This is a genomic window from Coprothermobacter proteolyticus DSM 5265, from assembly GCF_000020945.1.
GTDB lineage: Bacteria > Coprothermobacterota > Coprothermobacteria > Coprothermobacterales > Coprothermobacteraceae > Coprothermobacter > Coprothermobacter proteolyticus.
Map to the genome: position 1 here is coordinate 1,355,975 of NC_011295.1, position 25,831 is coordinate 1,381,805.

General features: G+C 43.0%; 21 protein-coding genes. 10 read left to right on the forward strand and 11 right to left on the reverse strand.

Annotated features, from left to right (window positions below; translation table 11 throughout):
- Nucleotides 1-17: 17 nt before the first annotated feature.
- The 4 genes from COPRO5265_RS07025 to COPRO5265_RS07040 all read left to right on the forward strand — a co-directional run bounded on the left by COPRO5265_RS07025 (nt 18) and on the right by COPRO5265_RS07040 (nt 2,857).
- The gene (locus COPRO5265_RS07025) at nt 18-1,163 is read left to right on the forward strand and encodes a hypothetical protein (protein ID WP_012543764.1); all 1,146 of its coding nucleotides are present in this window, start codon (nt 18-20) and stop codon (nt 1,161-1,163) included.
- A gap of 164 nt (nt 1,164-1,327) precedes the next feature.
- Complete coding sequence (locus COPRO5265_RS07030; protein WP_041735855.1) at nt 1,328-1,525, forward strand: hypothetical protein; 198 nt, start codon at nt 1,328-1,330, stop codon at nt 1,523-1,525.
- A complete protein-coding gene (locus COPRO5265_RS07035) occupies nt 1,503-1,703 on the forward strand; it encodes a hypothetical protein (RefSeq protein ID WP_143708138.1) in 201 nt (66 codons plus the stop codon). Before COPRO5265_RS07030 ends, COPRO5265_RS07035 begins: the two co-directional genes overlap by 23 nt.
- Entirely contained in the window at nt 1,670-2,857 is a 1,188-nt protein-coding gene (locus tag COPRO5265_RS07040; protein ID WP_143708139.1) for a hypothetical protein, read from the forward strand. The genes COPRO5265_RS07035 and COPRO5265_RS07040 overlap by 34 nt, the downstream gene beginning before the upstream one ends.
- A 493-nt stretch (nt 2,858-3,350) precedes the next feature.
- On the opposite strand, the gene COPRO5265_RS07045 is transcribed toward COPRO5265_RS07040, so the two are convergent.
- A complete protein-coding gene (locus COPRO5265_RS07045; protein WP_012544422.1) occupies nt 3,351-3,911 on the reverse strand; it encodes a hypothetical protein in 561 nt (186 codons plus the stop codon).
- Between the two features lie 335 nt (nt 3,912-4,246).
- Nucleotides 4,247-5,056, reverse strand: a complete 810-nt coding sequence (gene pdaA, locus COPRO5265_RS07050; protein ID WP_407636609.1) for a delta-lactam-biosynthetic de-N-acetylase — start codon at nt 5,054-5,056, stop codon at nt 4,247-4,249.
- A 280-nt stretch (nt 5,057-5,336) separates the two neighbouring features.
- On the opposite strand from pdaA, the gene COPRO5265_RS07055 reads away from it, so the two are divergent.
- The 5 genes from COPRO5265_RS07055 to COPRO5265_RS07075 all read left to right on the forward strand — a co-directional run bounded on the left by COPRO5265_RS07055 (nt 5,337) and on the right by COPRO5265_RS07075 (nt 11,541).
- Entirely contained in the window at nt 5,337-6,230 is an 894-nt protein-coding gene (locus COPRO5265_RS07055) for a bifunctional methionine sulfoxide reductase B/A protein (RefSeq protein WP_041736198.1), read from the forward strand.
- A 157-nt stretch (nt 6,231-6,387) separates the two neighbouring features.
- Nucleotides 6,388-7,734 carry a tryptophanase gene (locus COPRO5265_RS07060; RefSeq protein WP_012544862.1) on the forward strand — a complete coding sequence of 449 codons (1,347 nt, stop codon included), beginning with the start codon at nt 6,388-6,390 and terminating at the stop codon, nt 7,732-7,734.
- Between the two features lie 814 nt (nt 7,735-8,548).
- On the forward strand, nt 8,549-9,868 hold the full coding sequence (locus COPRO5265_RS07065) for an ABC transporter substrate-binding protein (protein ID WP_012544074.1): 1,320 nt from the start codon (nt 8,549-8,551) through the stop codon (nt 9,866-9,868).
- Nucleotides 9,869-9,892: 24 nt separating this feature from the next.
- Nucleotides 9,893-10,801 (forward strand): carbohydrate ABC transporter permease, encoded by a 909-nt coding sequence (locus COPRO5265_RS07070; protein ID WP_012544697.1) that lies wholly within the window; start codon nt 9,893-9,895, stop codon nt 10,799-10,801.
- Complete coding sequence (locus COPRO5265_RS07075) at nt 10,792-11,541, forward strand: carbohydrate ABC transporter permease (protein WP_012543524.1); 750 nt, start codon at nt 10,792-10,794, stop codon at nt 11,539-11,541. Before COPRO5265_RS07070 ends, COPRO5265_RS07075 begins: the two co-directional genes overlap by 10 nt.
- A gap of 32 nt (nt 11,542-11,573) precedes the next feature.
- Here COPRO5265_RS07075 and COPRO5265_RS07080 read toward each other — a convergent pair whose 3' ends face one another.
- Both COPRO5265_RS07080 and COPRO5265_RS07085 read right to left on the reverse strand, forming a co-directional pair.
- The gene (locus tag COPRO5265_RS07080) at nt 11,574-12,797 is read right to left on the reverse strand and encodes a glycosyltransferase (protein WP_012544180.1); all 1,224 of its coding nucleotides are present in this window, start codon (nt 12,795-12,797) and stop codon (nt 11,574-11,576) included.
- Entirely contained in the window at nt 12,784-13,437 is a 654-nt protein-coding gene (locus tag COPRO5265_RS07085) for a DUF5752 family protein (RefSeq protein WP_012544838.1), read from the reverse strand. The genes COPRO5265_RS07080 and COPRO5265_RS07085 overlap by 14 nt, the downstream gene beginning before the upstream one ends.
- Before the next feature lie 322 nt (nt 13,438-13,759).
- Between COPRO5265_RS07085 and COPRO5265_RS07090 the strand changes: the two genes are divergently transcribed.
- The gene (locus COPRO5265_RS07090; protein WP_012543838.1) at nt 13,760-14,635 is read left to right on the forward strand and encodes a hypothetical protein; all 876 of its coding nucleotides are present in this window, start codon (nt 13,760-13,762) and stop codon (nt 14,633-14,635) included.
- A 317-nt stretch (nt 14,636-14,952) separates the two neighbouring features.
- On the opposite strand, the gene COPRO5265_RS07095 is transcribed toward COPRO5265_RS07090, so the two are convergent.
- The 7 genes from COPRO5265_RS07095 to COPRO5265_RS07125 form a co-directional block, all read right to left on the reverse strand.
- The gene (locus COPRO5265_RS07095; RefSeq protein WP_012544685.1) at nt 14,953-16,530 is read right to left on the reverse strand and encodes an ATP-binding cassette domain-containing protein; all 1,578 of its coding nucleotides are present in this window, start codon (nt 16,528-16,530) and stop codon (nt 14,953-14,955) included.
- Nucleotides 16,521-16,706 carry a hypothetical protein gene (locus tag COPRO5265_RS07100; RefSeq protein ID WP_041735861.1) on the reverse strand — a complete coding sequence of 62 codons (186 nt, stop codon included), beginning with the start codon at nt 16,704-16,706 and terminating at the stop codon, nt 16,521-16,523. Before COPRO5265_RS07100 ends, COPRO5265_RS07095 begins: the two co-directional genes overlap by 10 nt.
- 159 nt (nt 16,707-16,865) lie before the next feature.
- Nucleotides 16,866-17,192 carry a tRNA-binding protein gene (locus tag COPRO5265_RS07105; protein ID WP_012544478.1) on the reverse strand — a complete coding sequence of 109 codons (327 nt, stop codon included), beginning with the start codon at nt 17,190-17,192 and terminating at the stop codon, nt 16,866-16,868.
- A 33-nt stretch (nt 17,193-17,225) separates the two neighbouring features.
- Nucleotides 17,226-17,768: a hypothetical protein gene (locus tag COPRO5265_RS07110; protein WP_012543466.1), complete on the reverse strand. Its 543-nt coding sequence runs from the start codon at nt 17,766-17,768 to the stop codon at nt 17,226-17,228.
- 43 nt (nt 17,769-17,811) lie between these two features.
- On the reverse strand, nt 17,812-19,260 hold the full coding sequence (gene brxL / locus COPRO5265_RS07115; protein ID WP_012544181.1) for a BREX system Lon protease-like protein BrxL: 1,449 nt from the start codon (nt 19,258-19,260) through the stop codon (nt 17,812-17,814).
- A complete protein-coding gene (gene pglZ, locus COPRO5265_RS07120) occupies nt 19,260-21,569 on the reverse strand; it encodes a BREX-4 system phosphatase PglZ (protein ID WP_012543746.1) in 2,310 nt (769 codons plus the stop codon). Before pglZ ends, brxL begins: the two co-directional genes overlap by 1 nt.
- Before the next feature lies 1 nt (nt 21,570).
- Nucleotides 21,571-25,830 carry a hypothetical protein gene (locus tag COPRO5265_RS07125; protein WP_012544415.1) on the reverse strand — a complete coding sequence of 1,420 codons (4,260 nt, stop codon included), beginning with the start codon at nt 25,828-25,830 and terminating at the stop codon, nt 21,571-21,573.
- Between the last annotated feature and the right edge of the window lies 1 nt (nt 25,831).

Here is a 25,831-nt window from a genome sequence, read left to right on the forward strand (position 1 = left end):
ATAAAGGGGGTATTATTATGAAAAAAGGTAAAGTTTTAAAACGGTTATTTCCCATTTCTCTATGTGCTGTCTTACTTATACTTTCAGTCGGTTGCACCAGTACCACACCCACATCAACCTCCGTTGAATCGATACCGCTTTTTTTGCGCTACGTTGACGCTGTAAATAATCAGGAACAACTGCTAAAGCTAACATGGAACACCAAAACAGGCACTGTGGAAATGGACACATCAACAACGCTAATGTTTCCCAACTACGCAAACGAGAGCAACTTTTGGGTAAGATTGAGTCCTTGGATCGGACTATCCTCGCAACCACCGAAACCTGTTTCAAATACTGCCATTTACTGGGATGGTTCGGACACTGCCACATTATTCACCACAGAAAAAGATCTTTTCGTCGGACTTCAGGAGAACAATCTTAAAGCGAATATTGTTAGCCTTACATCTACGTCGATGTGTAACCAGTACTTTAATATGACAAATTGCTATACTACACCAAACAAACTATATACCTTCGAGCAAGACCTCTCTAACTCAACTATTTACAGATTCTCATCCACAGAAGCTGTCAAAACGACAGTGAGTGGTTACGCCATGGGCGTTGGCGCAGAAGGCAGCACTACCTATGTTCTGTCAGCCTCTGAAACACAATCGTCAACCGGACCTAATTCTTTTCTTAATATCCAGTTTATCAACGCTGATGGCTCTCTAATAGAAAAGAAAGTTGCAAACAGCGAAAGGAAAGAACCATACTCACTTCTGTCTGACGCAGGTGGTTGGGCAGCATTTGCAAACGGCAATTTTTACTCAAACACTGCTAAGGTAAATGCAAGCTCTGACAGCCCTAAATTTGAACTGGTGCAGTCGTTGGCTGACGCTTTCGAGATTATTTCTACGTCCACATCACTTGGATCATTTGGCGGGCCTTACCCATCCCCAGCTTTTTACGGATATAAAGGCTACACGATTGTTGTAGGAAGCACATTCAGCCCGGATGAAATTACCGTTGCTTTGTTAAATGACGAAAAATTGGTCGCTTTTGTGCTGATTACGCCGATTGATACTGCTGAAACAAACTTTGTCACCTACGATGCCACAGGTAAGCAGCTCAATACCTACAGCATCCAAACGCCGCTTCAAGTTGTTGTGCCTCAATCATAACAAGGTTCTTAAGGGGGCTGGCAACCCATGCGTTGTCAGCCCCCGTTTCTAATTTTTTGTTGTTATTCCTAAAGGGCAACAGTTTCATAAAAATGTGGTGCATTCCTTTTACAAATGGGGGTGTTGTCCTCGAGGTGTTGTCGCCCGATGGGGGGCGTAAGATTATGAGAAACGTTAGGTTCTCAAGGGATGGATGGAAGGCTATGTTGGTTACAGTCATTATTCTTGCTCTTATCCTCACAGGTATGTTCACACTAAGTGTTAGAACACCCGCTGTAGCAAAGGCGTCTACTCCTGAAAAATCTTCAAGTGCAGTAATATTGGTTGAACAAAAACATTATGCCGAGAGCAGCCATGACTAACAACGCCGTAGGCGAAAAAGAAAGAAACGACTTTGGGTCAAATCAAAAACCAGGTTCGGACTTGCGTTACAGAATATTAGATCTGGATACCCAGTACATGCAAGAACTTACAGGTAACCCTTATAACTTAGTTTATGGTAGGACATGGCTACAGGTGACTCAATACAATCCAGAATAGAACACGAAGCTATGAGGGCAATGTTCAAAACTACGTATAAAATTTTAGTCACAGTAGCTTTAGTGCTGTGTATAAGCTGCGCCAGTCCAGTGGCGCATAGATCTGCAGAGCATGAATGGATACTATGTACCACCGTAATTTCAGAGGAAAAATCAGGGCAGCGCGAGGCGGCCGTTTTCATTTGGGATGTACAAAAGTTAATTAATAAAGAAGCTCCTGAGCTCCATCTTTTATGGCATGGATTGCGAGGAGCAAGGCCTGAGGCTGCTTTGTCGCCTGATGTCAAGACGTTGGCGGTTGCCTATTGGAACTATCAAATGGATGCTAAAATAACTTCGCTGGTGAATCTCAATACAGGACACATAGAGGATCTAACTAAAACACCAGGTGAAGAGTACGATCTAATTTGGCTAAATCAGAATGAACTTTTCTTGTACCATGCGCCACATTCACCAGATTTGCCCGATGTTTTGCAGGTATGGAACACAAAGGAGAAAAAACTATTGAAAGAGTTCAAATGGAGCGATATCTTTGCGCCGCCAAGTGGTGCTATTCCATCTTTCTTTTCTATTGCACCTTCTGCAATTGGTAATGAAATAAAGGTAGTAGGATGGGTAAAAGAAAATAAGTCGCAGTTCTATTTCTCTAACGAGGAGAACGCCACAGTTATCTACTCGCCAACTTATCCTTATCAAATTGCGTCACTGGACAAACATACCTTAAAGATCACTTCTACGGTGTCATACCCCGCAGAGATAAACAATCTTCCTTCTCCTCCCAGACAAGACTTGGACTACAATGGAAAAGACATTTATGCTTTCATCACACAAGTATCTCCAATAAAAAGCACTTGGGATTCCGCGATAAATGAGATTGTCGTAGTGAAGCAAGGAGAAGATGGCAAGTTTACTAAAATCTATGAAATTCCTAACAGTGATAAGGCTGTGACATTCGATTCGGTGCTTTTCATAAATGAGGATTACCTCATCTACAATTTTATGAGTTACAAGAATGGAAATCCTGTGTATAACATCGGCATACTCAACGTCAAGAACTTCAACCAATGGTCATTTATACCTACATGGCATGGTGAAAACATAATGCTAGTAAACTACAGAACAACACCAGCTGGTTGGTCTCCTGATCTTAAATGAATTTCCAGAAGGGTCAGTAGCCACGCTTGTAACCCTTGACTTCATAAACCATAACCGTGCTAAGCTGACAGAGTTAGCCATAACACGCGATATTCTTCTTAGCTGCAATGCTAAACAGCTCAAAAATTATCCCATAGACACACCTGACAAAGTTATTGTCCCTGATTCACCGTAAAAGACAAAAAGCTCGGCAAAAGATAGATGCCTGTATCACAGAGCTATGACCAATAAGAAACACTTGGGACTACTCTAAAAATGAGACTACTTTTCATGAAACAGGAAAAAACGAGGTAAGTCAACTAAGTCGCATATATGTCGCTTTGGTTTCTCGTGAAAAATTTTAAGCAACTGTTCTTTACGCCAATGTGGCAAGGTGCAACACAGCTACTTCACTTACTCTTTAAAACATGTTATTTTTAATTTGCTCCTTGAGAAGGTAGACAAAGTCAAGACAGGAGTAGGTGCACAGTTACGAACTAATCATACCTTCTTTTCAGATTTTAACTTGGTAGCGCGAATAGATAACATCTAACCAAATAATTAACGCCGCGAACGCACAATACACAATCAGGCTATCTGGGAACAAAACTACAACAAAACCGATGAGAGCACAGACATAAAACAAATTGATCAATGCTTCCACGTTTTCTTTATATAAAAGAGAAAGTGCAAATATGTTGAACATCATAGTCGTAGCCCCGTAGCCCACAAAGCAATTTCTGAAAACCTCAACGGTATTTAACGGACCTATAATTCCTCTGTCATTGAGATAAGCTATGAGAAACGCAGTTCCCACACCAGCAAAGAAGAGCAATATCATAAATACGAAACCTTTTGCTATCGCTTTGTATTCACTCGCTTCCACAGGTAATGAATCGGTATAGTTCCTCCTCTCAAAAAGTAGAACAGAATAGATATCACATAAGAATGCCACAATTACTAATGCAATAGTGAAAGCATTAGGATCCTTGGCAGCTGCATAGGCAGCAAGGCCAACTAATGAAAATCCATTTATTGAAGTAATCCTTCCCTTAAAATCGCCTCTTTTTTCCATAGACCCTCCCTTTTGTCAATCCAAATTGTATTTCACTCTTTCTGTGAATCGAAATCAAACAACAGAAATAACAAAAACCTGCAAAACCACACTTGCTGACAATACCTTCTTAAACCCAGCACTTTCGCTCGCCCTCACTATTACCCCCTTTATAGGCTCCCCACTCCGAAGCCCATTTAATGGCAAGTTTAACACAGGTCAGTATGAACATAAACTACAAGCAGGTGATCCCAACCCATCTCTAAAGGACTCAACCTTCTCAGCGGTTTCGTACAAAAAAGCTCGGCAAAGAATGAATTCTCTGCCGAGCCGGGTTATAAACAATTTCTGATTTACTACGGTATCTCGTCTAGGGTGCCAAAACGGTAACCTTGGGCTTTTATGTCTTTAATGAGCTTATCTAGTATCTGAATGTCATCGGGCGATACAGCATGCAAGAGGATAACCGCTCCATTGTGCAGGCGGCTCATAACCGTGTTATAGGCTTCATCTGGTCCACCTTTTAAGGGTACCCAGTCTGCCATGGCAATGCTCCAAAAAACAGTTCGGTAACCAAGAGCGTTTGTCACACATAGTGACCTTTCACTGTATTCGCCGCTAGGTGGCCTAAGGTATTTCATCTGTTGGTTTGTGATCCCAGCATACATCTGAGCAAGCCTGTTTATTTCATCAGCGGCTTTCTCGTAGCTCACGGTTGGCAAACTCACGTGGTTCACCGTGTGGTTCCCCACGATGTGCCCTTCATCTACCATGCGCTTGACTAAAGCAGGCTCGCTCTTTACGAAGGCGCCTGTAATAAAAAACGCAGCTTTAACATCATTGCCTTTAAGGATATCCAGTATATTTGCTGTATTACCTGCTTCATAGCCCTCATCAAAGGTGAGGTAAACCACCTTTTCACTGGTGTTGCCTGTAAAAATGGCATGGTATTTATCTAACAGCTCTTTTGCCTTAGCTCCAATATCAGGTATTTGGTGGTTGGGTAGTATCCTCATGCCCCATCCGTACTTTGTATTATCCAAGGAACCTGGGCAGGCTGTCTCAAGCTCGCTCACTTCCACTGTCTCCTCGGGTGGCGATTCCGTTGGCTCAGTCTCTTCACTAGTGCCTGTAGACTGCTCTGAAGGAGTCTCTGTGTGAGGCACTGTTGGCGTAGGCGGTGTAGTGGGCGTGTTATCTACCACGTTGCCACCTGAAGGAGCAGGCTTTGGCGTTTCTCCAAAATAAGAGCCCAAAGCGAAAGCACCAACCAACAAAGACAAAACTATGAGTGCCACAAGAACCGCTTTCCCTTTCACCTTATCACCGCCTTACCACAATACTATACCCAACCCGCATTGCATGGCACATAATTAAGGTAAATGGGTATACTAAGAGTTGATATGGCTAAATTGCATGTTTCAATTTTCGAATTCTCTTTTTCACATGAAGGAGGCTTTTAAAGCAGTGGAAAATAAAGATTTTTCCGAGTTAGAAAGAAAAGTCATGTTCGAGAAAGCCACTGAACTGCCTTTCACTGGGGAATACTACGACTTCTTTGAAGAAGGTATTTATGTGTGCAAGAACTGTGGCTTACCTTTGTACCGCTCTCAGGACAAGTTTCATTCTGGATGCGGCTGGCCAAGTTTTGACGATGAAGTACCAGGAGCAGTCTTACGCCAGCCCGACAAGGACGGAGTAAGAACGGAACTTGTATGCGGCTACTGCGGTGCGCACTTGGGACATGTATTCACAGGCGAAGGTTTTACTAAGAAAGATACGCGTCACTGTGTAAACTCAGTTTCTTTGAAGTTTCTCCCCAAAGGCCAAAAACCGGAAAAGGAACAGATATTCTTTGCAGCAGGTTGCTTCTGGGGCGTAGAACATCTTTTCAAGCAGTGCGAAGGCGTGTTAGACACACAAGTAGGTTTCATGGGCGGACACACAGACCACCCCACTTACGAGGAAGTTTGCACTGGTACTACTGGGCATGCTGAAACTGTGAGGGTGGTCTACGACACAAAAGTTGACGTGGAAAACTTAATCAAGTATTTCTTTGAAATACACGATTTTACACAAGTTAATAGGCAAGGTCCAGACTGGGGTAAGCAATACCGCAGTGTGATTTTCTACACCAGTGAAGAACAAAAACAAAAAGCAGAAAAAATAAAAGCATTACTTTCCCAAAAGTATAAGGTAGCTACCAGCATAGAGAAGGCGTCCACTTTTTGGCCAGCCGAGGATTACCACCAAGACCACTACGACAAGACAGGTAAGACCCCTTACTGCCACTACAGAAGAGCAATTTTCGGCAAAGACATTCCCATTTCTTTGGATTAACAAAACTCCGACCTTCCTGAACTTTCACAGTTAGGAGGGCCGGAGTGCCCCGTCCTCATCTTCCCTTTATGGCCTCGCTGTATATTTTAACACAACCATAACATTGGCTTTCGGTTAAAATAAACTACGTAAGTAGTTGAAAGGAGGAAACATGAGCATGCGCATGCCAGAGCCTTATCGAATCAAAATGGTGGAACCCATACGCCTTCTTGCGAGGGAAGAAAGGGAAAGAAAACTAAATGAAGCAGGATTGAATGTGTTTTCTTTGAAAGCCGAAGATGTTTTCATTGACTTGCTCACCGATAGTGGCACTAATGCCATGAGCGATAACCAATGGGCCGGGCTCATGCTGGGTGATGAGTCATACGCAGGATGCAAAAACTTTTACCACCTGCAGGACACAGCTCAAGGAATTTTCGGCTACAAGTACATTGTGCCTACCCACCAAGGCAGGGGCGCAGAAAACCTGCTGTTTAGCATCCTTGTAAAACCGGGGCAATATGTGCTTGGAAATGTGCATTTTGACACCACCGAAGCTCATATAACCCTGAAGGGTGGTAAACCCGTTAACTTGGTTATTGACGAGGCTTATGATACCTCAACCTACCATCCATTCAAAGGAAACATTGATCTCCAGAAACTTGAGAATTTCATAAAAGAACATGGCACAGACAGTATTGCTTTCATGCTCATCACTGTCACATGCAACACCGTGGGTGGACAACCCGTGTCCATGGAGAACATAAAACAAGTGTCAGAAATATGCAGACGTTATGGCATAAGAGTTTTCATCGACGCTGCGCGTTTTGCAGAAAACGCCTACTTCATAAAGACCCGTGAAGAAGGCTACCAGGATAAGAGCATACCAGAAATCGTGCGAGAAATGTTCAGTTACGCCGATGGTTTCACCTTCAGTGCCAAGAAGGATGCTTTGGTGAACATTGGAGGCATGATCGGCATTAAAGATGATGAAGAACTTTACATGAGACTTCGCGAATTAGTCATCGTCTATGAAGGTTTTCCCACCTACGGCGGATTGGCAGGCAGAGATTTGGAAGCTATGTCCAGAGGGCTCAGGGAAGTACTCAGCTTTGACTACCTACAGTCCCGCATCAGCCAAGTGCAGTATTTGGGTCAACTGCTCTCCGAAGCTGGCATTCCCATCCAAACACCCGTAGGTGGGCATGCCGTGTTCGTGGATGCAGGTAAAATGCTCCCACATTTGCCATGGGACAGTTTTCCCGGTGTTGCCCTAACAGCAGAACTGTATTTGGAAGGTGGTGTGCGTGCAGTGGAAATTGGAAGCCTGCTCATGGGCAGGCAAGCGCCAACTGAACTGGTGCGGCTTACCATACCACGCCGCGTTTACACCGACAATCACATGGCATATGTGGCAGAATGCCTTAGTAACATAAACAAACGCCGTGACCAAGTACGCGGAGTAAAAATCACCTACGAGCCACCCGTCCTAAGACATTTCTTAGCCCGCTTTGAGTGGGCTTAAACACATCTCCTAGTGGGGCGTAAGCACACCATGGCTGCGCCCCTTTTTGTTAATGCCTCTTATGTGGGAACAATTCCGGGGCTGCCCCGCGTGGCAAACAAGAAACAGAAAAAGCCAAAACTCCTGTAAAAATTGAAACGGTAGTAGCGAAATAAGTGCCAATCTAGTTGTAAAAGAGCCCTGCAGCACAGCTTTACAATCCACACCTTCTCCTCTTTAAGATATGTATTACTATCTGACCAAGCCCCTTAGCCTTTTCCACTAACTTGTAACACCATCGCACAAAAACACGGGTTAAGTAGGAGACGGGAGTCAGCGACCAAGCTACAAAAAACACTTCTTTGGTGCAGTTCCTTATGAAAAAGCACGCGCTACATCCGGTCTCACTTACCTTTTTCAAGTCCAAGAGCAGATAAACGAATTTGCGGAATTGTTGAAAAACTACCTAATGTTCAAAGGGAACCATTTAAAGGATTGGGTAGCTTTCAGTCAAGAGCTAGCACATCGAACTTTCAGTAGAACCAGAAGCGATACGACATGAAAGACATGATAGTTTCACAGACAAATGAATTCTCCTAGTTGGCTTCTGATTTACCATGCCTGGCGAATATACGCAGGGCGTCAGACTAGTAAAATCTAAATTGGAATTCTAAGAAAAATACCAGTTGGTGCACACTGAAAACCGAATAGGGAGATTTTTCAATTCACCTTCGCACTGCCTATAAATTTCACTACCCAGAATTTTTAAGAGGTCATTAACACAACGCAAAAGCGATGCTATAATATTCCGTGTGGTAACAAGGAGGTGAACTTTATGGGTAGGAAATCCCGGAACTTGTTGACTTTGGCAGTTGTCGTCATGATTATAGCCACGGTAACTTTGACAGGCTGCACTACTCCAGCTCCACAAGCAGAAAAAACAACAATTGTATTTGCTGTTGGTGGCGCATCAAACGAAATCGACTTTTGGCACAAAATCATAGATGATTTCGAAGCTAAGAATCCTAACATTAAAGTGGATTTATTGTTGCAGCCAATGGATACTGGCCCAAGAATGCAAACTTTGGTAACGCCACTCAGTGGAAAAGAGTCCACACCTGACGTGTTTTTAATGGATGTTGCGTGGATTGGTCAGTTCGCTTCATCTAACTGGCTAGCTCCTTTAGATGAATTCGTCTCAAAAGACAACTACGACCTCTCAGTATTTTTCCAAAAAACGCTGAATATGGCAGATAAGTACAATGGGCAGCTTATAGGACTCCCCGTATATATTGATGCAGGTCTGCTTTACTATAGAACAGATCTCCTGGAAAAGTACGGATTCTCTAGCCCACCACAGACATGGGATGAACTTGTGCAGATTGCACAGAAAGTCCAAGAAGGCGAAAGAGCATCCAACCCTAACTTCTGGGGATTTGTATGGCAAGGGAAGCAGTACGAAGGACTCATTTGCGACTTCCTTGAGTTCATCGCAAGCAATGGTGGAGCCATTCTTGACGAAAATGGTAAACCTGTTCTAAACTCCGAAAACAACATAGAAGCACTGACATTCATGAGCGATTTGATCAACAAACACAAAATTTCACCACCAAGCACTTACACAGAGATGGACGAAGAAGGAGCCAGACTTACATTCCAGAGTGGAAATGCCATGTTTGAGAGAAACTGGCCTTATGCTTGGGGTACCCACAATGCAGAAGATTCTCCTGTTAAAGGCAAGGTAGCCATAGCTCCACTGCCGCATTTCCCGAACCATGAAAGTGCTGCCACGTTAGGTGGATGGCATATCGGTATGAATGCATTTTCAGAGAATAAGGAGGCAGCATGGGAGTTTATAAAGTACGTTGAATCTTTTGATGCACAAAAAGACTTTGCCATGAATCTTGGCTGGAACCCTGGTAGGCAAGATGTATATGACGACCCTGAAGTTGTTGCAAAAGCGCCTTATCTTAAAGATCTAAAAGACGTATTTGTCAACGCTATACCTAGACCAATGGTTCCTTATTACACGCAGCTCAGCAATGTACTCCAAAAATATGTAAACGCAGCTATTTCCGGCAAAGAAGACCCAGCTAAAGCATTGAATGAAGCTCAAATAGAGGTAGAGAAGATTATCAGCCAGTATGGAGGCTAATACCAAAAATGGGAGTGGGGAGCGATGAAGAGGAATACTCGCAGCTACAAATCTAGCGAGGTAGCCTTAGGATATCTGCTCCTCTCTCCCGTTATCCTTCTGGTTGGCTTTTTGGTTTTGGCTCCGGTCATCGGAACGTTTGTTTCAAGCTTTTACAGAGACATTACATTCATGCCGCCTGTGAAGTTTATTGGGTTGGGCAACTACAAACGTATGCTCGCCGACCCAGCTTTCTGGCAGTCTGTTCTTTTTACTTTGGGATTCACTGTTGTATCAGTTTTTTTAGAATCTGTTCTTGGCATGTTTTTCGCATTGGTTATAAATGAGAAATTCAAGTTCAGAGGCATTATGCGAGCTGTGGTACTCATTCCGTGGGCCATACCCACGATTATTTCCGCTAAACTGTGGCAGCTAATGTATAACTACAACTACGGATTACTTAACTACATTCTTGTTCACCTACATCTTGTTTCTCAGCCCATTAACTGGTTCGGCAGCCCAACTGGTGCATTTGCTTCAATCGTCATCGCTGATGTGTGGAAGACCGCACCGTTCATGGCTATACTTTTCTTGGCCGGACTTCAAGCGATTCCTAATTCCTTGTATGAAGCAGCCACCGTTGATGGCGCAAGTTTGAGTCAACAGTTCTTCAAAATAACGCTACCTCTCTTGGCCCCCATCATTGTCATTGCACTTATATTTAGAACAATTGACGCGTTCCGTATATTCGACTTGATTTATGTACTCACAGGTGGCGGCCCTGGCGGTGCAACATCATCGCTATCCATCTATGGATTTAACGCTTATATTCTTGGTGACTTTGGCTTTGGTTCTGCTGTTTCTGTAATCACATTCTTGCTCATTCTTGTGTTCACCATAATTTACTTAAGAGTGGGACATTTCCAAGAGGCGTTGAAAAATGGATGCTTCTAATTTCTTTTACCAAGTATCCTAACTTTTTAGCGTCAAAAGACGTTCCGTTCATACTGACGCTGTCCAATTACCAGCAGATCTTAGCTGAAGCAGACCTTCATATTTTGGATTATTTTAAAAATAGCGTTATTATTGCTCTCGTTGTAACTGTCTTAACGGTTGTAGTGGCAAGTTTTGCTGCGTATGCTGTCTCAAGAATACAATTCCGAGGTAAAAGCATTATTATAATGGTTATTTTGGCTGTTTCCATGTTTCCGCAAATAAGCATCGTGGGTTATCTTTTCAAGATCATGACAAGTCTGGGATGGATCAACACGTATCAAGCATTAATCTTCCCTTATACAGCTTGGACAATGCCTATGTCTCTGTGGATTCTCATAAGCTATTTTACTCAACTTCCTAAAGATTTGGACGAAGCAGCTATGATTGATGGGGCCTCCAGGATACAAACACTAACAAGAATAATCATCCCATTAGCTGCGCCAAGCATTTTCTCTACCGCTTTGTTAGTCTTTATATCGTCGTTCAACGAGTTCATGTTCGCCTTGATGCTTACGACGGATTATCACGCTCGTACCATTCCTGTTGGAATAGCTATGTTCCAAGGATTACATGGAGAAATACCGTGGGGGCAAGTCATGGCAACTTCAGCTATTGCTGCGGTACCCCTTGTTATCCTCACTTTAATTTTCCAAAGATATATTGTGCAGGGACTTACGGCAGGAGCATTAAAAGATTGAGCGAGCCGTTAATAGCTCGCTCAATCTCTCTTTTATAGCATTACTGTTGATTCACCTGAAGAGAACAACGAAAGAAACGCTAACATGTATTCCTTCATGTGTCTCGTTATTAGGAAGTTATTCCGTACGTATTCCTTTCCGTTCTTGCCAAGATAGTTTGCATACTCTGGATTTTGTATCAGCTGTTTAATCCAGTAGGCTGTTCCTTCAATGGTATGTGTCAAAATACCTGATTCTTTATGCTTTATTTGCAGGGTAATTCCACCTACTGCCGAAGCGACTACAGGCCTAGCCTTCCACAGCCCTTCAGTTACCGTTAATCCGAAACCTTCCTTAATAGATTTCTGCAGAATTACTGTCGATCCTCTCTGCAACGCATTGATTTCAAAGTCGCTGTTTGGTGGAAGTAGAAGAATGAATATGTCTGGATCGCTGCCTGCCTTTTCTCTAACCTCCGCTAGAACTTTCTCGCTTTCCGGATCATCCGTAGCCGTCCCGCCAGCTAACACAAGTTGGCAATCCACATGCTTTTTGACGTGTTTATAAGCCTCGATAACACCCACAGGATCCTTCAGGTAGTCAAACCTGGAAACTTGGGTTATGGTCGGTCGATTCATATCGATTCCAAACTTATCAAATACTGCCCTGATCTCTTCCTTTGACAAATCCTTATTCTTATCACTTAATGGGTCAATGGACGGTGAGATGAAAAACTGGTCAATAGGAAGCTGTTGAGCAAACGCTGGAGCTGAGAAAACAGCCGCATCATATTTTTCCACATAAGGCTTGAGGAAATTCCACGCCCACTCCTGGGGACGAGACACGTCTATGTGGCACCTCCACAGCCATTTATTATTGAACTGAGACCGTTTTTCAACAAGAGCAATGGGCTGCGGATCATGAACAAACATTACGTCACCATCTAAATTGATGTTCTTAGCATTTTGTCGGTTAATCTCAAGAAAGTATTCTAACTGTTCCTCTGTCACAGAAACATTGACGCCGTGAAGTGCGTTGTGCATGGTTTTAGTTATATTGAAAAATTCATCCGTTCCTTTAATCACTTCCCATGTTGCATCTACCCCTAGCTCATTCAAGAGCGGTATCATCCTTGACAGAATCTCTGCAACGCCTCCACCTACCGCAGTAGAGTTTATGTTTATTATTCTCTTTCCCTCAAGCTTTTCAGCAATCTTAAAGAGCTGATCTATTACCTCTTCACCAACTATCGGCGCGTATTCTCTAATTCTGCTCATAGATCCTCTCCTCAACCATCTGACATATTTTGTTTCTTAGTCCCTCCACACTCCATGTGTACGGATCCAGTTTAGAAATGCGCTCCGCAAGTTCACTTTCATGAAGTTGTTCCGATAGCCACAAGGAAAAATCATTGGTAGGGTTTCCTAAAAGAAGCCTTGATTGTACCATGTGAAAATACACTGAACGACTCGGCACTTTTTTAACGCCTTCATAAAACTCCTGCAAATTCCTTGCTTCGACGCCAGTATCAATGACAAAAGTTTTGACACCCATGAAGTGAAACTCCATTCCTTGAGGTGCTTTTCTTCCGCTTTCCACATCCATGTTGTCTTCAATGGTCCTAATAATCGCATCCTTAAGGTCTGAAATAGTTGCGTAGTCAATAATGTCTAACGCAGCCACCCTTTCCGCTATGACCTTTTCTAGTAGCACGTCTCTGATCCAATTTGCAAAGTCATTTGGTAGTTCCGTCGCTAGCTGAGAAATCTGCGTAACAAAGTGGTGAGTGTGGTAATAAACAACTGAATCCGGCAAAGTTTTTAAGCCATTGACCAACTCCTTCAGGGAATTTGCTTTTCTCCCCGTAAGAAGAACCAAGTCGCAACTTTCACGGAATCTAAAAGGCTCTATTTTCATAAGCACCTCCCACTTAGATCCTTCTTTCCTTAAATTGACACGAGACCATTTTTGAAAAATTGTAACAGATAGACCTCTTAATTATGCTTCCAAACTCGCTTAGGAAGCTAAAACAAATTAAGAATTGCTTGGTTTCCCCAGCATTGGCTGAACCACTTTATAATATCTGCAAAAGAGACAAAAAGAAACTCCGAGAGATCGTTAGGACGATTGAGCGCTTCAAGTCCATCGGTACTTAAAGAGCAAAGTCCCTTTGCTAACTGCAATTCAAGAGTTTTGTTATTATTGTCATTCTGCTAGAATATGTAAAAAAGGGGGAGTTATGAAACGGTACAAAAAGCTATTAACTGCAGTGTTGGTTATTGGGATAATTTTGGTAGTTTTTGCCATCGTTCTTCTACTCTTTGGACTAATCCCTTCTAAGGATATAAAAATAGCTACATATTATATCCTGGTTGCGGATTTCTCACTGCCTTTTATATTGTTAGCTCTACCATTAGCCATAGGTTTTGACATAATTGCTTGGACAATTGGTGTCATAATATGGCTCTTCGGATACGGTTCATGGCCTGGCCAAGCTTTAGAGATTGTCCTTAGCGCTCATCCTGTAATCCACCATGTTTTCTACGTCGTTTTCTTGCTTCTTGGCTTATTTGTAATGGTAGTCTTGCCATATTGGATCTTCTCAGCTGTAAGAAAAGCTATGAACACTCAGAAACATCTTGATTGGGGAAGCAGTATAGTCGGAACTATTACATTGGTTATGGGAATGCATATTCTTGCGCACTTCTTATCGCCCCGAGGGATAGCTACATCGATCATTGAGTATGTAGTAGGAATACCAGCTCTGGCTACTGGCATTCTTTTACCTCTAAAATACAAACGAATTGATTACAATTTTCTCGCTGGGCTCATTGGTATAGTCTATGGCATTTTACTTTTTGCTACCCGCTTTAACCATCCATCTTTTTCCATTTACAGTATTTGGTTCATAATCTATGCTGTTAGAGGCCTTTTGCAAGCACGCACATATAGAACTACAGCGCCTTCACAATATTCCGTGCTTATGGCCTTGAACTTCCTCCTCTTGGTTCTTGGTATGTTAGGCGTAATACTTCCATTCTTCACATTAAACAGCTTGCCCCTTGTTGTTGCCATAGCCTTGATGATAGAGAGTGTAATAACATGGCTAGAGTAAACGCATTGCCATGCTACAATTTCGCTGTGTGAGGGGCTATTAGGACACAAAAGAAGGCGAATGCATTAAGGAACAAAGAAGTCCGGAGGCCAGCAAACTATCAATAGTGTAAATGCAAATTCGCCGTATGTTTCATCTACACTACCCCAATATATGTGTCCAACTAATCAAGCTATAATGTCTAAACGAATGTATTTATCCGAGTTACATTAGGGGGTGTACTATGAAACGTTTTAGAGTACCAGTAATCGTGGGCCTTCACATTCCTATTTTGCGAAGATCCACCTTCTGTGGCTAGGATTTTGGGCATTGTCAGTTTATTTAGTCATGCTGCCTCTTAGCATGGTTTGCTCCAAATCTTCATAGGTCAGCGGGTGAAGCCCATTTTGGTCCAGCAGGTAAAGCTGGTCGCACACTTCGGAAATGAACTTTCTATCATGGGATGCTGCTACTATGCCTCCCTTAAAGGACCTTAGTGCCTTCCTGATCTCAGGACCCGACAATGGCGAAATATTCCTGGTAGGTTCATCTAAAACGAGAAGCTCAGGACGCCTAAGAACCATCCTTAGAAAATACAGTTTTGCCCTTTGACCACCTGACAACTCCTCAATGGGATGTACCATTTCTTCTCTAGTGAATTTCATACTTCCAAGGTGGGTGCGGATCGCAGTCTGCTCTTCCTTTGTACCATCCACCGTCAAAAATTCTATGGCTGATTGCTTAGGTTCCATTTCCTCTGCGTAGTCCTGAGGCATGTAGCCAAAACGAATGGTATTCTGGTTACTTAGGTAACGAAGTACTTCTTTTAGCAAGGTCGTTTTGCCAGCGCCGTTCGCGCCCACGATGCACACCTTTTGTGGACCCATAACAAACAGATTTATGTCTCTGCTCAGCAGTTTATCGCCTGCTCTTAGTTCACTCAGGTGAAAATCAAGAAGCACTTTTCCCTTAGGAACCGTAACGTTTTCGTCGAAGGTAACAAGGATGCTTTCTTCAAAAGCCGGCAGCGGCGTCATGTTCTCTTTCTGCTTTTCAAAACGGCGCCCCATGGCTTTCACAGAGTGTATCTTGTCTTTCAAATTCTTTGCTTCCGCAGGCGAGCCTCTGGAAACTGTGCGCAAGGCATATTGAACACTACTGTAGATGCGCCTGTACTTTTCCATTTTCTTTTCATACTCTTCCCGTTCCTTCTGCGCCAGCTTAGTCTGCCTGCTTATGCGGCTCTCTCTACTGCTCACGTAATCAGCGTATCCTTGCCCCGCAATGGTGTAAAAGGGTTTCGTTTTCTTAATGAGCTGTTCAATGTGGATTATAGTGTTGGCGCAGTTTTCCAGGAGTACTTCATCGTGAGAGACGAAAATCACAGGAATCCTGGCATCCCTTATAAACTGCTCCAGCCATCGAACCGACCATATGTCCAAATCGTTGCTCGGTTCATCCAGCAGCAGAAGTGTTGGATGCTTCATCATCTGGCAGAGCAGTTGGAATTTGATCTTTTCTCCACCCGAAAGGTTTTTAACAAAGATATCGGAAGACATGAGTTCAAGTGGAAAGCCCATACTGCTGGCAAATTTGTGGAGCTCAGAATAGTTTATTTCTTCCATGTTGATATGGCTATTAAGGTAATCCAGCGTTGTCATGGAAAGATCCCTATCTGGCATCACCTGCGGAAGGTAACCAATGATTTCGCCTTTTTTGTTTATTTCGCCCGTCACTTTCACGTAGTCTGCCACTAAGTCTTCATCTACGATGACCTTTAGCAGCGTTGACTTGCCGTTTCCTTCTTCCCCTATCAAAGCTACCTTCTGACTTTTTTCCAACGAGAAGTTAAAATCATCCAGCAGCGTTCTTAAGTCTTTAAGCAGGTACAAAGTCAAGTTTCTTATTATAAGCATGGCGTTGCACCTCCCACAATTGACGCACCGTCAAAGCTGAACCCTCCCACCCTTAGTAGTGTGGCAACAATAAGCGCCTTCATTATGATGGACACAAAACCATATAAAAAGTAATAAACCTTATATTCTTTGAGGATTTTGTTCCATAAGAATTTGAACCCGTGCACAGCTTCCATGACTGAAAACGCCTCCTTCTTACTTTTCTTCGCCCAAAAGCGAATACCAAGAAAACATCGCCAGGGCTGAACCACGGAAAATTCTTTAGGCGTTACTCAGTCACTAATGCATCTCTATGCTATACCCTCCACTGCATATTTTAGCATTGGGCCGTTTAGTTAACCGATCTTACAACCCAGAGGTACTTCTCTATCTGGCTGGAGCAATACCACACCGTTTTCTGTGTATACGCCAAGCACTAGTACCTCAGAAACAAAGTCAGCAACCCGCTTCGGCGGAAAATTCATTACGGCGACAACCTCCTTGCCCACCAAGTCTTCCTTCTTGTAAAGTTCCGTAATCTGTGCGCTGGACCTTTTCACACCCAAAGGACCAAAATCAATGGTGAGCTTGTAAGCAGGCTTTCTCGCCTTAGGAAAATCCTCTGCGTTTATCACTCTTCCCACCCTTATGTCCAAATCCATGAATTCCTCAAAGGTTGCCATTAAGCTGTTACCTCCTGTGAGAAAAAAACAAATTTACCAATTTTCCTCTGGATCTTCATCCTCATAGAGTTCATTAAGTATGTCGCAAAGCTCATACTCAGCTTCAAGTGGAATGTAGTCACTCACTACCCCATTCCTGTAGTCACTTAACAGAAGCCGTGCTCTGAGGATTTTGTCATCGCCCCATTTTCTAGGTTTTTTGTCACCAAAATACCATCGAGGATTCATTAGGTAATCCCACTCATTTTCTGCGAATTCTTCGTCGCGACTGTTCCGTCGCCCTATCTTGTAAGTTTCACTTCCATAAGCCCCTTCATGTTTTTGTGAAGTCTTTTGGATTTGTACATTAGAAGAACCCAACCGACTTTTCTGCCTTGTCTGCGCGCCATCAACACGGTTGGTTTTATGGAATGATTGGAAATTCCATGTTGTCCGCTTTTCATTGTTACCGCCTTCTCTTACGCCTTCTTTCGACTCAAAAGCTTCGATTATCTCATCCAATTGCTGCAAGAGAAGATTTTGCTCTAGCTCTTCAAGGCTGCCCTTATAATCAGGGTCACCCTCTCCATCAAACATCCTCGCTCACTTCATTTCAGGTCGAGCCTGTACTCGTTTGCCTTCATGTGCTAACATGGTCTTGCTTCACCACGATGTCGGGAATAGCAGCTTTGAATTCAGGATCCATAAGATGGATTTGCCTCTTGACAATGGCACGCTTCTCCAAAGCAGGCTTCAGACAATACGTCTCGAACTCCTCTTTAGTTATTTGGGAACTATCAGTAATGTGCGGAAAAAGGATCTTCAGATAGGCCGTACACAATCTTTTTACCGCGGTTACATCTCTGGTATCTGCTTTAGGTGGTATATCTAGCAGCTCATCAACTATGGCCGCATATTCGCTACGCTCTCTTACTTTGTGTAGTATCTCGGAGAAAAACTCCACATTTAGTGTGTACCCGCTAACTTTCATATCCTCATTTATGCGGGGTAAATGCCACCCCTCGATGAAACCATGAAATCTGTCAAGTAAAGCAGAATCGCGGAAGAAGTCAGGCAAATGACTAAAGTAAATATCGTTTATGGGCTTATGTTCACTAGTTAAAGGAATATTGCCAAGAAGCATGAAACCGGCCTCAGAGGTCTTGGTAACATCTGCAATGGTAAACTTCCCAAGCTCCAGATAGTTCTTGAGCGCACCTTTAAGTTCTTCTTCCTCCGCGAATTTTAAAGTTTCTATTTCATCCAGAGCAACAAAATCGTACCTGGTAATGTAGCCAAAAGACCGACGTGAGATATCGTAAAACATCTTTGCTCTGGTCACTGTGCCTCCACTTATGCACCAACCGTATTTTGTTAAGTTGTTGAAAATGTATGACTTCCCCGTACCTTTTGGAGCAAGTTCAATCATGTTCAGCCTTGGCTCAACGAAGACGAGCAATCTGCTAAGGAATAGCAGTTTTTGCTGGGCACTCTCGAAACCTGTAGGCATGTATTCCATGGCTCTTATGAGAACATCAATCCACTCCTCCAAGGTGAACTCCTTACGCCCTTCCTTAAAGTAATCCAAGTCCACTTCATAAGGTTTGAAAGGTTTAAAATCCATAACCGAGATATGTCCTGGTGTGTGCTCATCCTCAGGCTCGTAAACCAACGTAAATATGCCCCATATTTCATCTGCCATTAGCTCCGGATGAGCTTCTATAAGAGATCGAGGTATTATGCCTTCCCCTGGACCTATGCCGAAATCTGGTATGGAAAAGCGTATGATGCCCTTCTTAATGTCTGCTTGTGTCTGTACGCGCGCCAACACCGTATATGGTTCTTGAGTCTGAACAAGCTGTTTCTTGATAATCTGTGCTTGCTTCTTATCTGGGAGAAACCTGTCAAGGTAACTAAGCAGACCTTGCTTATCCAGTGTGCCGTCTTCATCAGTGAACTTTTTTATGAGCCAATCTTTTATGAAGGATGGTATGTTTCTACCACTAAAGACGCCATAATTTTGTGGCATTTTGTAAACGGATTCATCCGGGAAAACGTCCCTTATCTTCCTGTCTAAGTCCTCGCTCATCATAAGCCCCTTTCTTCAATCCCACCCTTAACTTTGAATTGTACTTCCTGTTCAAATCCGGGTACTGTGATTTTAGCCACATAATCACCTGATCGGAGGTTTTTCAGGCTAACTTCGAACCAATCCTTTGTTCGTGTTGCTTCATACCTGTTAGACCCAATGACTACCTCCGGAACAGCTTTGGGTTCGGGTTTTAACCGAAAACGAAGTACACGGTTTCGCACAGATATGCTAGGTGTCTCCAACTCTACTTCGTATTCTACTTTCTTAGCCACTCTGGCGAAAATGACCGGAACCAAAACTTCTTCAGGTGTTGCCCCACCATGGGACTCTCTTTTTGGCGTTTGCGAAACGGATATGTGCCTTAACGCAAGTACGAATTTTCTCTCACTTTCTGGATCCTCGTAAACAACAACATCCTCATCGTGTGGCACCTTCTGTCCCGGGTCAAGCTCGGCGTAACGCCCTTCGTCGCGAACCTTCTCGAACTTAAACTTATGTACTTTTTGAAACTTATTGCATGCAAAAACCGTAAACCCATGATCAGAAACCAGGCAAAAGTCCTTCTTCAAAGAAGCCAAAGGCGGGAGGATTTCGTCTGCGACCAACTCCAGCTCCTTAACTAAATCATCCGGGTATTGGTATGTGGTTTTGCCATGAATGTAGCTGTCCAGTGCATCAATTCTTTCAATACCTTGAAACATATTAGAACCTGTGGTGCTTGGCAAGTTCGCTCTGGCAAGATGAACTTCCGCTTCGTATCCCATTTCCTCCAATTTTTTGCACACCAATGATGCAAACTCCATGCCCAAACCATCTACCCAATGGAGTGAGCCGCAAATATCACCACCAATTAACTTTGCGGCCGTAGGTAAAGAGTAATACCAATCGTAAAAAGAAGATTCATCCTTGTTTAAGTCTTCCAGCAAGGATTCTAATTCGTCAGTAATTGTATTTCTTAACTTGCAGCGCTTGTATTCATTTATGTAGGCAAGTAGTTTATCAGTAAATGGCGAATCGCTAACCACGTTCACATCTGAAAGGTAGTAGTGAAGAGCAGAATACTTATCTTTTAAGTCATTCACTAACTCCCAGTTTCTAACTAGCCATTTCCTCTCAGCAAAGGTAATTCCGGTTACCAAGGGCGCTAAAGTCGATGGATCACCCGTGCTTAGCTTCTCTTCCAGCTCACGTTCTATTTGAATCGGAACCCGTTTGCCTAAGAGTGTATGTATGTCGCGAAGAACAACGAAGCGCTGAGCCAACAACTCTTTTGAAAGCGTTTCTTGAAAAGGACTCATCCAACACTGTTCAACAAACTCCTCAACCGACATACCACGCATGGCTCCAAATGTTAATCTAACAAACTCTAACGCATCGTCATCAGTACAACGCACAACGAAGTTCTTAATGACCCATCTTTCATAATCATTTTTCGATTTACTAACAAAAATATCTGTCCAATTAGCTTCTTCTGCATTGTTGAGGTTGTATTTTTTCTCCAGCAGCGTCCTCACTGAATGTAATTTAGTATTTCTAAACTCATTAATTAGCTCGGTCCAAAAGCCCTCTTCACCCTTTTCGTATGGAATACAGCTAACATCGATGTGCATTACCTTTTGTAAGAATTCAGGCGGCGTATCTAAATCAATAAAGGATACAACGTCGTCTGAGCAATAACAGGTTTTCGTGCGCAAAGTTTGAGAACAACATATGAACTCGTTCTGCTTGGGTCCTTGCCAAAGTCCAGCTAGCGACTTGACATCGGGCAAAACATTTCTTCCGTTGATTTGGTAGTCAAACCGCAGCATGTTAACACGAACCGTACTTCTTGGGCTGTCCAGTACCCATCTGGGATCAATACCAATATGCCTTCTACGTTTGTCCCAAAACACCGCATCAAAACGCTCAGCCAAACCCTCCAGGATTACGTATATACGGCGGTTAGGTGTTCTAAGCGAATTCTCAAACTCCATGAGACTGCTCACAAGGAGGCCAAACTCATCATCTGACCAAAAACGAATCAAGTTCCCTGCAGAGACAACGACTAAGTCTCCGTCTTGTGTGCTTATCTCCTGTAAAAGAGTACTAGCTGTAGGAAAACCGTCTGAGCTGAAATTCAGCGGAAAAACATTGGACACATCAACTACCATGGCCGACCTTTGTTTCAACATTTCCACAATGTTCTTTACGGTCCACACATCTTTCACAAAGATGAAGCGAACAGGGTAACGCGTTGCAGAAGGAATATTTGACGCCTTATCCTGGTTAACCAAAGCAGCAAGTTCATCAAAGCCAGTCACATTCATGTTATTCACCTAACCCAAGTTCACGCACTAGCCACTCACAAACCTCAGGATATTCCTCAATCAGGCGTAACATTATCTCTTTAAGATCGTGAGAGCCGCTCTCTATGGTTTCTCTTAGTTTGTTCTTCTTTTGTTCACCTTTCAAAACGTCAATTCGTCGTTTCAGTTGTTCATTAAACTTCTCTTCATTCCAGTAAAAATCAGTATCTTTCAGTACTTGCCTTACTTCTCGTAACAACTGCCTCACTGTAGCATCGTCCAAGTCATATAGGCTAAAGCTTTCCTCCAACAAAATCTTCATGTACAAGCTAGCGCTTTCTGGGGTTAAAAGCTCTTTCAGCTGGGGCTCAGAAGCTTTTATTCGTTTGGCTAAATTCCCTAAGTGCTCAGCGTCTTGCTTTGAACCTGCACTCCTAACAACATCGGCAATGTCAGACAGTAAACTTCTTAAATTAGAATCTTGTGCGATCTTTTCAAAAAACCAGTATGGGTAACCAACTCTGTCCAACCATTCCTGTATTCCAGAACTCAAATCAGTCATGTTGCTAACCGATTCGAGTCCGAATAAACGCGCCGTAGTAAGGAGGAAGTCCTTAATAGTAATAACTTCACGTAACTGGTCTTCTGTTATTTTCCAAACTTCGCCTCCAGCCAGCCGCACTAAGTCTTGGCCAACATTAGCAGTGGTATCACAATTGCATCGCTGTGCCCAAATACTGAGTGCCTTCGAACCCACAACGGGACTGAAATTGCTTGCCAGTACGTCTTCCTTGCCCCTAAGCAAGTTAACGTATTTACCGTAATCAAACATGGCGCCAGAACCTTCACTACTAACTACCAAAGTGTTGAGTGCCATAACTGCATCACTGAAGTCTTCATCATTGTAAAAATACTTAAACAGCCAGATAGGATAACCTACTTCGTTGTTTATTTTTTGGCGGACCGCTTTTACAGTCGTACCCACCTCCGGCAAGTCTTCCTCAAGCCTGAAAATCTTGCCTATTATTTTCGCCAGTTGCTTTTCTGTTTCTGAAGCTTCTTTCTCCTGGCCCCATTTTTGTAGCTGTAACCTCAACTTGTCTTCTTTCCAAAGTGCTACTTGTTCCTGCATATTGCGAGTCAAATACTCTTTAACAGATGGAATGTCATCGGGCAACACAGTCGCAACGTCGTCTTGCTGTTGAAGCCATTCTTCAAATGCTCTATTAAGCTTTTCTATGTCCAAAGCTCGTGTGAGAAATGGCTCAAACCTTTGCAGCAATTTATAAAAACTTGAAATCGATTCTTGGTTCAATTCACTGTCAGGCGAGCTTACCAGCTTATCAATCACCGTTACGATGAAATTGGTAGTATTCTCTTTAACGTTATCCAGACCTTTGAGCTCATCCACATACTTTAGAACCCACACTGGCACTCTTGCTTTTTCAGTAAACCACTTTCTTACACCCCATCTCACATTGGTCAAGTTTTCATTCTCTTGTAAATCAAAAAGCTTGGTAAGCAAACTTACTAAAGAGCTCTCTTCTTCGGAGCCAAGTCTGACACGAAGCTCATCTGAAGCAACCCCACCGTTATCGAAAGAATCTAGAAGTTTTACCACCTTGCTACCCATTTGGTCGGGCGTTATTTTTATTCCGCTGTTTGCCTGGAATATTTTGTTTATGTAAGGACGCAAGGCAAAAGCAAGAGCAGCGGTGTTTACCTCGTTCGCATAAAGCCCGTACGGTTCATAAGCCAAGAAACCCAGGACAGCTCGCAAACTGAAAGTGGATCCTCTGTTATTCTCTAATGCTCGTTCTACTTCTTTGCATATTTTTACTAGTGGGTGGTCACCATCCGTCAAGTCCTTTTTCAAAAACAGCTTGTTATCTACAATGTATTCCCCATTTGTCCTGAACATGGCCATGATCATGTTGTACCTGGCATTGTTTCTTGTTCTTTGCACTAGATCCTCATAGCTTTGAGCAGCACAGAAAATCTGAGCCAATTTTTCTGCCCTTTTCTTCTCCCAAATGTTCTTATTCTGTGTAAGGTCTTCTATGTTTTCCAAACCAAATTCAAAGATATCTTTACTGTGGTTGTTTAGAACTGTGGGCAGAGAACTAAAGCTCACGTTCTGCTTGCCCTGTTTACTGAAAACCATAGCTGTACCTTTTTCTATGGAACTAGCAAAGTTTTCTGCGAACTTGCGTGCCCACTTCTCATTTTCAATAGCTGATTCGTACCCATGTTCCCTTGCCACAGCCGATTTCGCCTTGTATGTTATGAACTTGTCAAACTCCTTTTCGCCCAGGGTATTCCGAGCTACCACAAAAACCACGCTATGCGGATTAGATTCTTGCGGAGTCTTCATAATTTCGTCAATGACGCTCTCTATGTTCCTAAGCTCATCTTCAGATCTCCCAACAAAAATGGCAACTTTCAGAGCATATGGCTTTTTAAAATCCTCGCGTAGTACTTTTTTCACTTCATAGTTTCGGGAATTAGCCCCGTAAATTCCGATATCCAACTCCCTTAGCACGTTCTTGCGTAAGCCAGACAGCAAATTATTGTAAAGATCGTCGTATTCTTTAATGAGTTTTGAGACGTCCTCGTATTTCTTACCAAATTCTACTTTCTTTTTCTTTACCTCATCCTCAGGCAAATTACTAACAGCCACCTCGTAAAGCCCATCAGCAGTCAAATCAAATATTTCTCTGTCCACAAGATAACCTAATACATCCGTAACTGCCTCTTCTAAGGTCGTCCCTGCAAAAGCACCTCTTATGTTTTCTTCAGAGGGCAAGAGTAGGTTAACTCCAGCCATGGCGGAGCTCCCACCCACAAACGTGTACAAAACATTTAGCAGGAGAATAACGCGAAATACGGCGCCATAGGCGGAGCCCCTATTGTCAAGATCATCTTTGTACTGAGTGAACTTTTGTAGAATGGAGCGCATTTTTTCTGATTCTGAGTTCTCAAATTCCTCTACAAAGAAATCCCATAGCGTGGGTGCAGTGAGAAAGTATTCCGTACTTCCATGGAACTCCTTAGGGTATTCCTTCATGAAACCATTGAATCCCTTTTCCTCATCGTACAAAAAGCTGAATATGGTTCTTTCCGCGGAACCTACATGGTCAGCCAGTTTGGCTGCCAAGAAAGCCGTGTAAGGATGAATGGGAAATACATCGCTCACTATTCTCTTGATATCGGCCCCATCAGTACTGGTTAGCCTTAGTATGAGGTTAGTTATTGATGTGTTCCGTAAACACTGATCCCTTAGTATTTTCCACTGCTCCGGATCTTTTTTCTTGATGGCATGGGCAATGATATCGTAAGTTGTAATTTCTTCCATTCTGTAAGTTTTGCTAATGAATCTGTCGAGAACCTTTTTCTCGTCTTCGGTATAAGCAATTTGTTCAGGATCCCTATGACTAACCACGAACAAATATATGTCTGATGAGAATGTCTTCTCGGCGATGTTTTGCAGTAGTGTGAGTATTTCAGGAGCCCTTCTCTGTATGTCCAATACGGACGTAAATTCGTCCCAATAAATAGCCATAGAAGTTGCAACATCCTGCGCTTTTAATTCCTTTACAACTTCTTCAAGCCATGTTTCGATATCCGCAGTAGGCAACAGAACATCGCCAAGAGCCTTACGGAAAGCCTTTAGCACCTCTACGTTACCATGTTCAAGTGCTGTTATTAGTCCATCTCTGTTACCCACCATGGCCCGCAACTGCGGTTTCTCATTTAGGAATACGTCCCAATCATGCCCGTATTTTTCCTGCTCAAGAACGTGCCTCTTGTATTGCTCAAACTCCGTTAACGGTGTAATGTCTAACCCTTCTTGGTTCAATGCTCTTTTCACAGCATTCTGTATTGCCCACTTGAATGAGAGTCCATCATTGATAGAACCACTACCTTTAAGGACAACCGGAAATACACGGTTCCTATGACGGAAGTTCTCCAATTTTTTCTGTAGCTGAGGTTTAACATTGCCTAGTTGGTCAACAAACTCTTCTATGTCCTCCCACGGGTCCCACAGCAGGTGTTTTACAACGCTTGTAGCGTGACTCTTTCCAACACCATACTTACCTTGAAGCCAAATGGATCTCTTTGTTCTTGGATCCGACGATTCTAAAGCCTCCAAAAAACTACTTAGCAGGTCAATAAAAGAATCCACTGGAATGAACTGTTTCCAGCCATTCTTGATTTCATCAGTTAGGTCATAAGCTGGCTTGAAGTTTTCGTAAAGCCCCAAAATCTCTGAGTATCTCACT